Source organism: Chelativorans intermedius, assembly GCF_025398255.1.
GTDB classification, from domain to species: domain Bacteria; phylum Pseudomonadota; class Alphaproteobacteria; order Rhizobiales; family Rhizobiaceae; genus Chelativorans; species Chelativorans intermedius.
The window spans coordinates 11,636-26,002 of sequence record NZ_JAODNW010000013.1; the positions used below are offsets into that span (position 1 = coordinate 11,636).

General features: G+C 65.7%; 14 protein-coding genes. 13 read left to right on the top strand and 1 reads right to left on the bottom strand.

Annotated elements, in window-relative coordinates; genetic code table 11:
* Nucleotides 1–5: 5 nt before the first annotated feature.
* From NYR58_RS10470 to NYR58_RS10490, 5 genes are all read left to right on the top strand, one after another.
* Nucleotides 6–1,502, top strand: a complete 1,497-nt coding sequence (locus NYR58_RS10470; RefSeq protein ID WP_378074591.1) for an aldehyde dehydrogenase — start codon at nucleotides 6–8, stop codon at nucleotides 1,500–1,502.
* A gap of 29 nt (nucleotides 1,503–1,531) precedes the next feature.
* Nucleotides 1,532–2,479: a LysR family transcriptional regulator gene (locus tag NYR58_RS10475; protein ID WP_261520579.1), complete on the top strand. Its 948-nt coding sequence runs from the start codon at nucleotides 1,532–1,534 to the stop codon at nucleotides 2,477–2,479.
* Nucleotides 2,480–2,661: 182 nt separating this feature from the next.
* Nucleotides 2,662–3,648, top strand: coding sequence for an ABC transporter substrate-binding protein (locus NYR58_RS10480; protein ID WP_261520580.1), 987 nt, complete (start codon nucleotides 2,662–2,664; stop codon nucleotides 3,646–3,648).
* The gene (locus NYR58_RS10485) at nucleotides 3,611–4,537 is read left to right on the top strand and encodes an ABC transporter permease (protein WP_261520581.1); all 927 of its coding nucleotides are present in this window, start codon (nucleotides 3,611–3,613) and stop codon (nucleotides 4,535–4,537) included. The genes NYR58_RS10480 and NYR58_RS10485 overlap by 38 nt, the downstream gene beginning before the upstream one ends.
* Before the next feature lie 10 nt (nucleotides 4,538–4,547).
* Nucleotides 4,548–5,345, top strand: a complete 798-nt coding sequence (locus NYR58_RS10490) for an ABC transporter ATP-binding protein (protein WP_261520583.1) — start codon at nucleotides 4,548–4,550, stop codon at nucleotides 5,343–5,345.
* Nucleotides 5,346–5,358: 13 nt separating this feature from the next.
* On the opposite strand, the gene NYR58_RS10495 is transcribed toward NYR58_RS10490, so the two are convergent.
* On the bottom strand, nucleotides 5,359–5,823 hold the full coding sequence (locus NYR58_RS10495) for an Lrp/AsnC family transcriptional regulator (RefSeq protein ID WP_261520584.1): 465 nt from the start codon (nucleotides 5,821–5,823) through the stop codon (nucleotides 5,359–5,361).
* Nucleotides 5,824–5,940: 117 nt separating this feature from the next.
* On the opposite strand from NYR58_RS10495, the gene NYR58_RS10500 reads away from it, so the two are divergent.
* The 8 genes from NYR58_RS10500 (at nucleotide 5,941) to NYR58_RS10535 (ending at nucleotide 14,367) form a co-directional block, all read left to right on the top strand.
* On the top strand, nucleotides 5,941–7,410 hold the full coding sequence (locus tag NYR58_RS10500) for an aminotransferase class V-fold PLP-dependent enzyme (RefSeq protein WP_261520586.1): 1,470 nt from the start codon (nucleotides 5,941–5,943) through the stop codon (nucleotides 7,408–7,410).
* A gap of 139 nt (nucleotides 7,411–7,549) precedes the next feature.
* Complete coding sequence (locus NYR58_RS10505; protein WP_261520588.1) at nucleotides 7,550–9,046, top strand: NAD(P)-binding domain-containing protein; 1,497 nt, start codon at nucleotides 7,550–7,552, stop codon at nucleotides 9,044–9,046.
* Nucleotides 9,043–9,537: a CMD domain-containing protein gene (locus NYR58_RS10510; protein ID WP_261520589.1), complete on the top strand. Its 495-nt coding sequence runs from the start codon at nucleotides 9,043–9,045 to the stop codon at nucleotides 9,535–9,537. The genes NYR58_RS10505 and NYR58_RS10510 overlap by 4 nt, the downstream gene beginning before the upstream one ends.
* Nucleotides 9,534–10,121 (top strand): peroxidase-related enzyme, encoded by a 588-nt coding sequence (locus NYR58_RS10515; protein WP_261520591.1) that lies wholly within the window; start codon nucleotides 9,534–9,536, stop codon nucleotides 10,119–10,121. Before NYR58_RS10510 ends, NYR58_RS10515 begins: the two co-directional genes overlap by 4 nt.
* A gap of 26 nt (nucleotides 10,122–10,147) precedes the next feature.
* Nucleotides 10,148–11,248 (top strand): NAD/NADP octopine/nopaline dehydrogenase family protein, encoded by a 1,101-nt coding sequence (locus NYR58_RS10520; RefSeq protein ID WP_261520592.1) that lies wholly within the window; start codon nucleotides 10,148–10,150, stop codon nucleotides 11,246–11,248.
* 106 nt (nucleotides 11,249–11,354) lie between these two features.
* Nucleotides 11,355–12,464, top strand: a complete 1,110-nt coding sequence (locus NYR58_RS10525; RefSeq protein ID WP_261520593.1) for an ABC transporter substrate-binding protein — start codon at nucleotides 11,355–11,357, stop codon at nucleotides 12,462–12,464.
* A gap of 137 nt (nucleotides 12,465–12,601) precedes the next feature.
* Nucleotides 12,602–13,585, top strand: a complete 984-nt coding sequence (locus tag NYR58_RS10530; RefSeq protein ID WP_261520594.1) for an ABC transporter permease — start codon at nucleotides 12,602–12,604, stop codon at nucleotides 13,583–13,585.
* On the top strand, nucleotides 13,582–14,367 hold the full coding sequence (locus tag NYR58_RS10535) for an ABC transporter permease (protein ID WP_261520595.1): 786 nt from the start codon (nucleotides 13,582–13,584) through the stop codon (nucleotides 14,365–14,367). Before NYR58_RS10530 ends, NYR58_RS10535 begins: the two co-directional genes overlap by 4 nt.

Here is a 14,367-nt window from a genome sequence, read left to right on the forward strand (position 1 = left end):
GGAGGATGACCGTGGCCGAACTTGCCAGACACGACTGGAGCGGAGAGGCGGGTCGCATCCGCCCGCGCAGCGATGCCTTTATCGACGGCCGGCCCGTGCCGGCGCTTTCCGGCGCCACCTTCGACTGCATCAATCCTGCCACGGGCGACCTGCTGACGAAGGTTGCCGCCTGCGGCGCCGAGGATGTGGACCGTGCGGTGACATCGGCGCGGGCGGCCTTCGAGGATGGGCGCTGGGCGGCAAGGCCGCCGGCTGAGCGCAAGGCGGTACTTCTGCGTCTTGCCGAGCTCATCCGTGCAAATCTCACCGAGCTGGCCCTGCTCGACAGCCTCGACATGGGCAAGCTGGTGATGGATGCCGCGACGGTGGACGTGCCTGGCGCGGCGGCGATCTTCCAGTGGTATGGCGAGGCCATCGACAAGCTCTATGACGAGGTGGCGCCTACCGGCCCCGGCGACTTGGCACTGGTGCGGCGTGCGCCGCTCGGCGTGGTGGGGGCGGTGGTGCCGTGGAACTTCCCCCTCGACATGGCGACGTGGAAGTGCGCACCGGCGCTGGCCATGGGCAACTCCGTGGTGCTGAAGCCGGCCGAGCAGTCACCGCTTTCGGCCCTGCGCCTTGCCGAGCTGGCCCTGGAGGCCGGCCTGCCGGAAGGTGTGCTGAACGTCGTGCCGGGATTCGGCGAAGTGGCGGGCAGGGCGCTGGGGCTGCACCCGGACGTGGACTGCATCGCCTTCACCGGCTCCACGGAGGTGGGCAAGCATTTCCTCACCTATGCCGGCCAGTCGAACATGAAGCAGGTGTGGCTCGAATGCGGCGGCAAGAGCCCCAACCTCGTCTTCGCCGACTGCGCCGACCTCGATGCTGCCGCCGACATGGCCGCCTTCGGCATCTTCTTCAACCAGGGGGAGGTCTGCTCGGCCAACTCCAGGCTCTATGTGGAAAAGCCGATCGCCGGGACCTTCCTTGAAAAACTGGCAGAGCGGGCGGCGCGCTATCGCCCCGGCAATCCTCTCGACCCGGCCTCCACCATGGGGGCGATCGTTGACGAGGCCCAGACGCGGCGCATCCTTTCCTTCATCGAGGCGGGCAGGAGCACCGCCCGCCTGGTGACGGGCGGCAACCGCGCGACGGTGGACGGGAAGGGCTGCTTCGTGGAGCCCACCATCTTCGCCGATGTGGCGGCCGACGACCGGCTGGCCCGCGAGGAGATCTTCGGCCCGGTGCTGGCTGTCTCCACCTTTGAGACGGAGGAAGAGGCGGTGGCGCTGGCCAACGACACGCCCTATGGGCTGGCCGCCTCCCTGTGGACCTCCAGCCTGTCGCGTGCCCACCGGCTTTCGGAGCGGCTGCGCGTCGGCACCGTCTCGGTCAACACGGTGGACGCGCTCTCCCCCATGACGCCGTTCGGCGGGTTCAAGCAGTCCGGCTTCGGCCGGGATCTCTCGCTCCACGCATTGGAGAAATTCAGTGGACTGAAAACGACCTGGATCAAATACTGATGTCCTGATTCCGCAACCGGAGACAGGGCATGCGCTTCACGCTCAGACAGCTTGAATATTTCATCGCGGCCGGCGAGACCGGCAGCATCACTCAGGCGTCCGAGCGCATCAACATCTCGCAGCCCTCCATCTCCACGGCGATTTCGCAGCTCGAGCAGGAACTCGACGTCCAGCTCTTCATCCGTCATCATGCCCAGGGCCTCTCGCTCACGCCAGTGGGCCGGCTGCTTCTGATGGAGGCCAAACGCCTCGTCGAGCAGGCGGAATCGCTCTACGCCGTGGCGTCCGAAGCCAGCGGCGAGGTGCGCGGGCAGCTCAATGTCGGCTGCCTGACCACTCTTGCGCCGATGATCCTGCCGGAGCTTGCCATCTCCTTCATGTCGGCCTTTCCGAAGACCAGGGTGCGCCCGCATGCCGACCATCAGGAGACTTTGCTGTTCGGCCTGCGCCGCGCGATGATCGACGTGGCGATTTCCTACGACCTGCAGATCCCGCAGGACATAGAGTTCACGCCCTTGGTGAGCCTTGCCGTGCACGCCCTCGTGGGCGAGGGCCATGCGCTGGCCCGTGAGCCCGCCATTTCCTTGTCAGAGCTGGCCGAGCATCCGCTCATCCTGCTCGATCTGCCCTTGAGTCGCGAGTATTTCATGGCGCTGTTCATGAGGGAGGGGCTGCAGCCCAACATCGCCTTCCGCCTCGAACAGCCCGACCTGATCCGCACCATGGTCGCCAACGGCTATGGCTACACGCTTGCCAATGTCACGCCGCGCTCCGACGTGGCGCTGGACGGGCGGCGCGTGGTGCGCGTGCGGCTTTCCGGCGAGCACCGGCCGATGACGATCGGTCTCGTCACCCTGCGCGAGGCGCGCCGTTCGCAGCTTCTCAACGCCTTCATGAACCATGCCCGCTCCTTCATCTCCGAGGCATATATTCCCGGCATGGTCGCCCCGGCCCTGGAACAGAAGAAGAGACGGTGAGCAGCCGTGCCGCGGCAGGGCGACTGCTTAGCTTTTGCCTAAGCAGAACGATTAAAAATGATTGTTTTTGTGACGAATGAACCGTGCTTTCCTTTCCCCAACCCTGCGGTCGTGCTGGCCTGGCGTGGCAGCGGGGCGGAGCTCCGGCGCCGCGCGCCGGCAAGCGAACAAGAAGGGGAACGATGATGAGTTTCAGGATTGCATCCTGTCTGCGCACCACCGCGCTGGCGGCGGGGATGGCACTTGCCGCGCTGCCCGTGGCTGAGGCCGGCACGCTCAAGCTCGGCATGACCACATGGGTCGGCTACGGCCCGCTTTTCCTGGCCCGCGACATGGGCTATTTCGAGGAGAACGGGCTCGATGTGGAGCTTGAGATCATCGAGGAGGCGGCGCTTTACATGGCCGCGATGGCGGCGGGCGAGCTGCAGGGCACGGCCTCGACCGTCGACGAGATCATGAAGTACCGCTCGGAGGACTTCTGCTTCAAATCCGTCTACGCGCTCGACGACAGCCATGGCGGCGATGGGGTTCTGGTGCCCGAGGATCTCGATTCCTTTGTCGACCTGAAGGGCATGGAGGTGGGGCTCAACGAGGGCTCCGTCTCGCAGTTCTGGTTCAACGTGCTGTTGAAAGAGAACGGCATGACGGAGGCGGATGTGGAGATCACCAACATGACGGCGGACGATGCAGCCGCCGCCTTCATGGCCGGGCGCATTCCCGTTGCCGTCACCTGGGAGCCGCATCTCACCTTCGCCAGAAAAGCCAACAAGGGTAGGGTGCTGGTCGACTCCTCGCAGACGCCGGGCGTCATTGTCGATGTCGTGGCCCTGGAATGCGGTGTCATCGCAAGCCAGCCAGACGATGTGAAGGCGCTTGTCAAGGGGCTCAACAAGGCCAACGACCTCATCCGTGAAAACCCGCAGAAAGCCTATGAGGTGATGGCCGCCGGCGTGGGCGGATGGCTCTCCGATCCCGATGAGTTCGCAGCCTCTGCCGCCGGCGTGAACTTCTACGGCAGGGAGCGCAACGCGGCATTCTTCGCCGGTGGCGACGAGGGTGAGGCCGGAAAGCTCATCAAGCTCGGCAACGAGATTTGGGGCAGCTTCGGCAAGCTGCAGATGGAGCTTGGCTATGACGATCTCGTCGACGCTTCCTTCCTCGAAGAGTGAGCGGGGCCACGGCAAGGACGGCCAGGGTCGGCCCGACGCGCGCGCAGCCGCCACGCCGCAGGCCAGGCCGGCCCTGACGGAGAACCATGTGAGACAGAAGTCCCTCACAAGAACCCTCTTTACCCCCTTCGGCCCCATCCCGCCGGCCCTGGCAGCGGCGCTCGGCATCGCCATATGGGTTGCCATCCTCGGCATCTGGATCGCCGTCACCCACAACGGGCTCGTCGAGCCGATCTTCCTGCCCAAGCCGTCACAGGTGGTCGAGACGACCGTGGCCCTCGCGCAAAGCGGCGAGCTGTGGGAGCACACGCTGGCCAGCGTGAAGGTTGTGCTGATTGGTTTCGTCGTTTCCTCCCTGGTCGCCGTTCCACTGGGGCTGACCATGGGCACCTACCGCATCGTCCAGGCATTCCTCGATCCACTGGTCAATTTCATCCGCTACCTGCCGGTCACGTCCTTCGTGCCTCTGTTCATCCTCTGGATCGGCATCGGCATCGAGCAGCGCGTGGCCGTCATCATCTTCGGCATCTTTTTCCAGCAGCTCGTGATGATCGCCGACGCTGCGCGCTCGGTGCCGCGCGACCTGGTCAACGCCGCCTATACGCTGGGCACGCGGCGCGTGGAAACCGTGCGCCACATCGTCTTTCCCGCCACCCTGCCCAACGTGCTCGACATCCTGCGCGTGACGATGGGCTGGGCCTGGACCTATCTCGTGGTCGCCGAGCTGGTGGCGGCACGCTCCGGCCTCGGCTACATCTCGCTGAAGGCGATGCGCGGCTTCCAGGTGGACGTAATCTTCATGGCCATCGCCATGATCGGCGTTCTGGGCCTGTTGACCGACCAGTCATTCCGCGTGCTGCGCCGCCTCGCGGCACCATGGGCGAGCTGAGGCAGTGTCGATGCAGAACACCCCGTCCGTCGCCACCCCCGATTCCGACATCGCCGTGGAGGATGTGAGCCTGCGCTACGGCCGCGGCCAGAATGCGGTGCTGGCGCTGAGCGACCTGTCGCTCGCCGTCAGGCCCAAGGAATTCTGCGTCATCGTCGGGCCTTCGGGGTGCGGCAAGTCCAGCCTGCTTTACCTGATCGCCGGCTTGCAGGAGCGCACCGGCGGCACCATCCGCGTCGCCGGGCGCGCGGTCAGCGAGCCGGGCGCCGATCGCGGCATGGTGTTCCAGGCCTACACGCTGTTTCCCTGGCTGACAGTGGCGCAGAACGTCGAATACGGGCCGAAGCGCAAGGGCATCGCGGCAGCCGAGCGGCGGCGCATCGTCGATCACTATCTGGAGGAGGTGGGGCTTACGGCCTTTCGCGACCACTACCCCGCGCAGCTCTCGGGTGGCATGAAACAGCGTGTCGCCATCGCGCGCGCACTGGCCAACGACCCCGACGTCTTGTTGATGGACGAGCCCTTCGGCGCCCTCGACAGCCAGACGCGCCATGCCATGCAGCAGCTTCTGCTGCGCGTCTGGGACCACCAGAAGAAGACGGTGCTGTTCGTCACCCACGACATTGACGAAGCGATCCTGCTGGCCGATCGCGTGTTCGTCATGTCGGGACGGCCGGGCCTCATCCGCAAGGAGATTTCCGTCGATTTCGAGCGGCCGCGCGCGATGGACCTCGTCATGGAGCCCGCCTTCATCGCCATGAAGCGCGAGATCCTGGAGCTCCTGAGGGGCGACGGCGACGCTCGCTGACGGCACACGGCCGTCAGATGGGCAGCGGGCGGCGCTCCTCTATCGCCTCCATGGCGAAATAGGAGGTCACCGATTCCAGCTCCACCTTCTGGATGAGGCGCTGATAGACCGAGTCGTAGCTGGCCATGTCGGTGGTGACGATGCGCAGCATGTAGTCGTAATCGCCGCCGATGCGGAAGAAGTCCACCACCTCGGGAATGCCGGAAACGTGCTGGCGGAAGGTCTGCAACCAGGCCGCCGAGTGGTGGCGTGTCTTGACCAGCACGAAGACGACGAGCCCGAGGCCGAGCTTGCCGCGGTCGAGCTGCAGCGTGCGCCCGCGGATGATGCCGTGATCTTCCAGCGCCCGCAGCCGGCGCCAGCAGGCATTCTGCGACAGGCCCACCTTCTCCGCCAGGTCGCGCTGGGAGAGGCCGGCGTCGCGTTGCAGCGCGCGCAGGATGCGTCTGTCAATCTGATCTACTTCCTTGCCCTTCATGCGATCATATGATCGAAAATCCGTTCATTCTGCAATGTCATTTGTGAAAATGATCGCTCCGCATCGTGCAAGACTTTCAGCAAGCCGACCACGGCAGGCCATGCGGAAAGGGGGAGCATGTCGGGGCTTGAGCGTTTTGTCGAGAATCTGCGGGGCGACGATCTGCCGGCCCGTCTGCGCGCCGGGCTGATCGGCGAAAGCGCGCACATCGAGGGTCCGTTCGGCCCCAAGCCTCTCATCTATGCCGACTATGTGGCCTCGGGCCGCGCGCTCGCCCAGATCGAGGATTTCGTGCGCGACGAGGTTCTGCCCTACTATGCCAACAGCCACACTGAGGCATCCTATTGCGGCGCCTTCTCGACGCGCCTGCGCGAGGAGGCGCGTCGCGCCATCCACCGCCTGGTGAACGCGGACGCCGGGACCAGCGTCGTCTTCACGGGCTCGGGTGCTACCGCCGGCATCAACAGGCTGGTGCGGCTGCTGGAGCTTCCCGAGCTTGCGGCTGCCGGCCGGCGCCCCGTGGTCTTCACCGGACCCTACGAGCACCATTCCAACATCCTGCCGTGGCGCGAAAGCGGCGCGGAGGTCGTGGAGATACCGGAAGCCGCGGAGGGCGGCCCCGATCTCGATGCGCTGGCCGATGCGCTCGCGCGTCACGCCGATGCGGGGTTGAAGGTGGGCGCCTTTTCCGCCGCCTCGAACGTGACGGGCATCCTGACCGACACCGATCGCGTCACGCGGCTGCTGAGGGCCCACGGCGCGCTCGCCATCTGGGACTATGCCGGCGGCGCGCCCTATCTGGCGATGGACATGCGCCCGGGCATGGACTGCGCGAAGGATGCCATCGTCTTCTCGCCGCACAAGTTTCCCGGCGGGCCGGGCGCCTCCGGCGTGCTGGTGATGCGCGATGCCATCGCGCGCGCCCGCCGGCCCACCATGCCCGGAGGCGGCACCGTCACCTTCGTTTCCCCGTGGACGCACGACTACACGCGCTCGCTGTCGGCGCGGGAGGAAGCGGGAACGCCCAACGTCCTGGGCGACATCCGCGCCGCGCTGGTGCTTCTCGTGAAGGAAGCGCTGGGCCAGGACTTCATCGACCGGCGCAATGGCGAGCTTCGCGCGCGGGCGCTCTCGGTGTGGGCGCACAACCCGCATATCGAGCTTCTGGGAAACCGTCACGCGCCGGCGCTGCCGATCTTTTCCTTCCGCGTGCGGCGGACCGACGGCACGCACCTGCACCACCAGCTCTTCACCCGCATGCTGAGCGACATGGAAGGAATCCAGGCCCGCGGCGGCTGCGCCTGCGCCGGACCCTACGCCCATCGCCTGCTGGACATCGGGGAGGGGCGTTCAAACGCCCTGCTGGCGGCAATCCGCGCCGGCCGCGAGATCGAGAAGCCGGGTTGGGTGCGGCTCAATCTGAGCTATCTGATGAGCGACGATAAGGCGCAAAGGGTGATCGCCGCCGTGGACCGCCTGGCGCGCGAGGCGGAACACCATTGCGATGCCTACACCTTTGACGCGGCGACGGCACGGTTTAAACACGAAGCCTCGGCCCAAGGGCCGGGCAGGCGAATGGCCGGCTGAAAGGCAGGCCACACCACCGCGAGGCGGGCGGATGAGAAGGATAATGTGAGGGAGGGCGGCAGAAAGGGTTGGAAATTCCTTTTCAGGACGGGCTAGAAGGCGAAGATAGACGCAGATGCATATATCCGGGAAGATAGATATGGAGACGGGCCGCCGGCGGCTTGCCGAACTGGAAGAGCGTGTCCGGCAGGATCTGGCCTATCTCTGCCTGCCGCCGGCAAACTGGGTGCCGCCGCGCGAGCATGAGGGCGAGCATGTCCATGACGTCGTCATCATCGGCGGCGGCATGGTGGGGCTTCTCGCCTATTTCGCCCTGTGGAGCGGCGGCATGCGCAACATGCGCATTCTCGACCGCAGCCCCGTCGGCCGCGAAGGGCCGTGGCTGACCTATGCGCGCATGGAGACGCTGCGCTCGCCCAAGCAGCTCACCGGGCCTGCCTATGGCCATGCCTCGCTCACCTTCCGCGCCTGGTTCACCGCGCTCTATGGCGAGGCGGCATGGGAGGCGCTGGACAAGATCCCGCGGCCCATGTGGATGGAATATCTCGTCTGGTATCGCAAGGTGCTCGACATCCCGGTCGAGAACGAGGTCGAGGTCAGGCAGGTGCGGCCCGAGGGCCCCTATCTGCGGCTCGCGCTCGCCGGCTGCGGCGCCAGGGAAAGCTCGATCCTGACCCGCAAGTTCGTCATGGCCACCGGGCGCGACGGGCTGGGCCAGCCCAACATTCCGGGATTCGTGGAGGGGCTGCCGCGCCATGTCTGGGCGCATTCTTCCGACGACATCGACTTTGCGGTGCTGAAGGGCAAGCGCGTCGCCGTCATCGGGGTGGGCGCTTCCGCCGTCGACAATGCCGCCGAGGCGCTGGAGGCGGGTGCCAGGGAGGTGCGCCATCTCATCCGCCGCAAGGAAATGCCGACCATCAACAAGATGATGGGCATCGGCTCCTTCGGTTTCACCGCCGGCTATGCGCGCCTGCCCGACGAGTGGCGCTGGCGCTTCATGCAATATTCCTTCGCTACCCAGACGCCGGCGCCGCGCGGCTCCACACTGCGTGTCAGCCGCCACCGCAATGCCTATTTCCATTTCGGCCAGGGCATCCGCCGGATGGCCTTCGAGGATGGCGAGGTGAGGATCGAAACCACGGCGGGCAAGCGGCTGCGCACGGATTTCGTCATTCTCGGCACGGGCTTCACGGTGGAGCCTGCGGCGCGCACCGAGCTTGGCGATGCGGCTGGCGAGATCCTGCTGTGGCGCGACCGCTATACCCCGCCGCCCGGCGAGGAGAACCGCGACCTGGGCAATTTTCCCTATCTCAACCCCGATTTCACGTTTCAGGAGCGCACGCCCGGGCGTGCGCCGTGGCTTTCCAACGTCTATTGCTTCAACTACGGGGCCTCGGCGAGCCTCGGCAAGGTTTCCGGCGACATTCCCGGCATCAGCGAAGGCGCTTCGTGGCTGGCGCGCGAGATTGCCGCCACGCTCTACCGCGAGGACGTTGAAACCCATTGGCAGGGCATGCTCGACTATGCCAAGCCCGAGCTTCTGGGCGACGAGTGGACGGAATCCGACATCGAGGACGAGGCGCAGGTGCCGTCCGCGCCCGCCCTCACCAACGGGAGCTTGAACGCGAAATGAGCGAGAACATCGTGGAACGGCTGGCCGGCATCGCCCCTTCGGGGCCGTTGGGCGCGGCGCTGCAGGGCCGCGCCGACGTGATGGCGATGACCGAGGCCACCCATGATGCCGCGCTCAAGCCCGCCGATCCCGGGGGCCTGTCCCACGCCCTGCGCGCGGCTCTTGCCGCGCGCGTCGCCCGCTTGAATGGCGAAGAGGCGCTCGCCGCCCACTATCTGGCCCTCATGGCGGAGGCGGAAGGCAGCGAGGCGGAGGTGGCGGTGGCCGACCCTGCCTTCAAGGGGGATGATGCGGGGCGCATCGCCGCCATCCTCGCCTTTACGGACCTGGTTTCCATGAGGCCGCGCGACACGGTGGCGGCGGACATCGAGGCGCTGCAGGCGGCGGGGCTGTCCGATCCAGACATCGTGCGCCTGGCCGAGCTCAACGCGTTTCTGGCCTATCAGATCCGCGTCATCGCAGGACTGAGACTGATGAGGGCGAGCGCATGAGCGGCATCATCCATGCATTCACCACGCAGATTCCCGATTGGCGGCCGCGCGTCAGGCCGGTCGATCTGGCCGAGGCCACGCCCGAGCAGCTCGACGCGTTGAAGGTCACGCCGTCCAACACCAAGGTGTCGGACTACGTGCTGGTGCTCGCCAATGACGTCGAGACGCTGAAGGTTCGCACCCCGCTCTTCAACGCGATCATGTATAATCGCGGCGGACTGAGCCGGGCCGAGCGGGAGCTGGGGGCGGTCGGCGCCTCGGTGGTCAATCGCTGCGTCTACTGCGCGGCGGTGCACGCCAGCCGCTTCAACCAGCTCACCAAGGACGAGCGCGTGATGGAGCGCATCTTCCGCGACGGCGAGGCGGCAAGGCTCGACGCGCGGCAGGCTGCCATCTTCCGTTTCGCGGTGAAGCTGTCGAAGGCGCCGAGCGAGGCGGATGAGGCGGACATGCAGGCCCTGCGCGATGCCGGGTTGGACGATGGCGAGATCCTCGATCTCATCCTGTCGGCAGCGCTTTTCGGATGGGCGAACCGGCTGATGCATGTGCTGGGCGACCCGGTCGCCAGGGAAGACCCTGAATAGGAGACGGCGGATTGGCGGGGGCTCAGTTGAAAGTGGGAATAGCGGGCGCCGGCGCCATTGCCTTCGGCACGGCGGCCTTTCTGGAAGCGGCAGGCCACAGGCCCATGCTGTGGTCCCCCTCGGGCGCGCGCACCCGGCGGCTGGCGGCGGGCGAGCCGCTGACGGCCACCGGCGCCGTGGAAGGCGCGTTCCGCCCGGACGTTGCCGAGAGCGCCGAAGCACTGGTGCAGGCGGCCGACGTTCTGCTGGTTGCCGTTCCCGGCTATGGGCACAAGGCGGTGTTCGACGCCATCGCGCCGCACATCCGCTCCGACCAGCCCGTCATCATCTCCTCCCACGCTTCCTTCGGCGCGCTCTATCTCTCGCGTCTGCTCGCCGGTCGCGGCGTTGCCACGCCCATCGTCGCCTGGGGCACGACGGCGGTGACGGGGCGGCAGCCGAGCCATGTCGCGGTGAATGTCAACACCGTGCGCAGCAAGATCGACATGTGCACCCTGCCCGAGGCGCGTGCCGGCGAGGGGCTGGATCTGTGCCGGCGCCTGTTCGGCGACCGCTTCGTGCAGCGCGAGGGCCTGCTGGCCATCTCGCTCAGCAATCTGAACCCGCAGAACCACATGGGCATCGCCCTGTGCAACATGACCCGCATGGAGCATGGCGAGACCTGGAGCCAGGGCTACAACGTTACGCCCAATGTCGGGCGGCTTCTCGAAGCGCTCGACCGCGAGCGCCTGGCCATAGCCGAGGCACTGGGCCTGTCCGTGCGCACCATCTTCGAGCATTTCCACCTGTCCTTCCATGTGCCCCAGGACACCGTGTCCAACATGAACCAGGAGATGCACCGGCAGGGCCGCGGCGGCACGGGACCGGCGACCGCCGACAGCCGCTACGTGACCGAGGATGTGCCCTATGGCCTGCTCGTGACGGTGAAGCTCGGCGAGATGACCGGCCGCGAAGCGAGACTGCACCGCGCCGGGGTGGACCTCTTTTCCGCCCTTTACGGCCGCGACTTCGCGAAGGAGAACAGCCTTCTGGACGCCCTGGCGCTCGACGGGATGACGCTGTCCGAGCTTCAGGCGCTGTCGCGGACAGGCTTTGCGCCGGCGGGGCAGAAGGCTTCGGCCCCATGACACGCGCCGTCGGGAATGCGATGAAAGGGGCCGGAAAGAGCCCTGTCACAAAAGCACGGATGACGCCGTGGGAGAACCGACACCAACCAGAAGAGGGAATCTTGTCATGAGCAAGCTCACCACCAGCCGCAGAGGTTTCATCAAGACGGGGGCCGCCGGCGCTGCAGCGCTCGCCTTGCCGGCCTATCTGCGTTCCACCGCCGCGCGCGCCTCCGGCGCCGTGAACGTGTGGACCTACGCCAACTTCATCCCGGACGACTTCAAGGCGGAGTTCGAAAAGGAGACGGGCATCCAGGTCAACATCCGCCTGGTCGACGATCAGGGCAAGCAGTTCAACCTGCTCGCCGCCGAGGCGCCCAATCCGACCGCCGACATCGTCACCGTTGCCGGCCACCGCTTCCTGCAGTTCATCGATTCGCAGCTCCTCGCGCCGCTCGATACGGATCGCCTGAAGAACTGGGGCAACATCAACCCCGTCTACTCGGAGAGCGACTGGGCCACCATCAACGGCAACAAATGGGGCGCGCCCATCCTCTCCGGCGCCGAGGTGATGGCCTACAACACCGAGGTCGTGGGCGAGGACGAAGTCAAGAGCTGGGATGTGATGTTCGACCCGAAATACGAGGGTCAGACCGCCTACATCATCCAGGACATGATGTCCGTCATGATGCTCTACAAGGGCTATGACGGAAACATGATCGCCTATATGGACGATCCAGAGAAGGCTGCGGCGATCGTCAAGGAGGTGCGCGACTTCCTGATCGAGCACAAGTCTATGGTGCGGAAGTTCTACGACTCGGGTGCCGAGATCCAGCAGATGTTCGTGAATCAGGACGTGGTGCTGGCCCATGCCTGGAACGGGCCGATCTCCCGGCTCATCATGGACGGCTTCCCCGTGGACATGACGATTCCCAGAGAGGGCAGCTACGGCTTCGTCTATACCTTCAACGTCACCAACAACGGCCCCAATCCCGACAACGCCTACATGCTGCTCGACGCGCTGCTGGCGAATGCGGAGGTGGGCGCGGAGATGACCCGTTCCTCCGGCTTCATCTCCACCTTCAAGGGTGCCGATCAGCACCTGACGGAGCTGGAGCGCAAGGCGGCCTCCTTCACCGAGGAGGAGCTGCAGGGCCTGCAGTTCTTCCGCGCCGAGGCGAACGAGATGAAGTACAAGCTCGTCGATCCGGCGGTCGAGGAGATCAAGGCGGCCTGACCGGCGAGGCCAGCGGCAGCGTCCGCTTGTCCTGCGCCCGGGGCTCCGGGCGCAGGCGCCGGATTTCCATTCTGGCAGTTTCAGGGGCCGGCCAGTGGCCATGAGGCATGGCGCGGCAGACGGATGATCGGCAGGACATGACCCACGTGGATGCAGACAAGGCCAAGTTCGGCACGGCACGCAGCGCCGGCAAGCGCAGCCTCTGGGGCGCGCTCATGACCAACGGCCTTTACGGGACGGTTACCGAGACGCTGTTCAAGACGCCGCGCCGGCAGTTCGTGCTGTTGGCGAGCTTCCCGCTCTTCTGGGTCTTCTTCGCCCATCTCGGGCCGATCCTGCAGATGTTCTGGATCAGCTTCCTCGACTCCTATCCGCCCTCGGTCGGCCAGGAGCCGCAATTCACGCTCGACAACTGGGCGATTTTCTTCCGCGAGCGAATCTTCATCATCCCCTTCTTCCGCACACTGGCCTTTGCCACGGTGCTCACCCTGTCGACGCTGCTCATCACCTATCCGGTGGCCTATTTCCTGGCCAAGCATGTCAGCCGCAGGAACCAGCTCCTGCTCCTGCTTCTCCTGCTCATTCCCTTCTGGGTGGGCGAGATCGTGCGCACCTATGCGATCATGATCCTGCTCGGCAACAATGGCGCGGTGAACCTCATCCTCAAGTGGCTGGGGCTCATCGAGCGGCCGGTCCCTTTCATGTACACCAGCTTCTCGCTCGGCATGGGCATCATCTACCTCACCGCGCTCTACATGCTTCTGCCGCTCTACTCGGCGCTGGAGAAGATCCCGCGCAACTATCTGGAGGCGGCTGCCGATCTCGGCGCCGGCGCCTGGACGCGGTTCTGGCGCATCACGCTGCCGCTTTCCAGAGAGGGCATCGCCTCCGGCTGCACCCTGGTCTTTCTCATATCCACCGGCTACTACGCCACCCCGGTGCTTCTCGGGGGGCCGAACACCACCGTCTTTGCCGAGACCATCGCGGGCTTCTTCCATGTCGCCGGCGACGAGTGGCCGACGGGCGCCGCCTTCTCCTCGATCATGCTGATTGCCACGCTCGCCATTACCGGCCTGTTCCTGAAGCTGATGGGCCGCGACGGAAAGGGAATGATGCAATGACCCGGCACACCCGCATCCTGATGTCGGTCCTCTACTGGGCGTTCGTGGTCTATCTGTTCGTGCCGCTTGTCCTCATGGTGATGATGGGCTTCAAGGATTCGCGCTTCATCGGCTTTCCCATCAATGCCTGGACGACGGAATGGTATCTCGGCGTCTTCCAGAATGCGCAGGTGCTCACCGTCTTCGCCTATTCCATGGCGATCGCCATCTCCTCGACGCTGCTGTCGCTGGTCATCGGCACCTGGGTCGCCGTCTTCCTGGGGCCAGCCAGGTTCCGCGGCAAGCTGATCGTCTTCGCGCTTACCTGTCTGCCGGCGGTGATTCCCGGCATCATCTCGGCCATCTCGCTGCGCATCTTCGCGCGGCTCCTTTCCATCGAGCCCGGCATGCTGGCCATCATTCTGGGCCACACGGTGCACAACGTGCCCTTCGTGGCGCTGGTGGTCATGGCGCGGCTTTCCACGCAGCCCAGGAGCCATGTGGAGGCGGCGCGCGACCTCGGGGCCGACGCCCTTGTCGCCTTCTTCCGCGTCACGCTGCCCTATCTGAAACCGGCGCTCATCGGCGCGGGCATCTTCTGCATGCTGTTGTCCTTCGACGACTTCGTGCGCGCCTTCTTCCTCGGCGGCTACCAGCCGACACTGCCGGTCCTCATCTTCGCCATGCTGCGCTCGGGCATGTCGCCGGAGATCAATGCCATCTCCACCATCGTTCTCATCCTGACCGCGGTGCTGGGCCTATGGGCCGAGCGTTCCATGCGGCGGCTCAACAAGGGTGTCTGA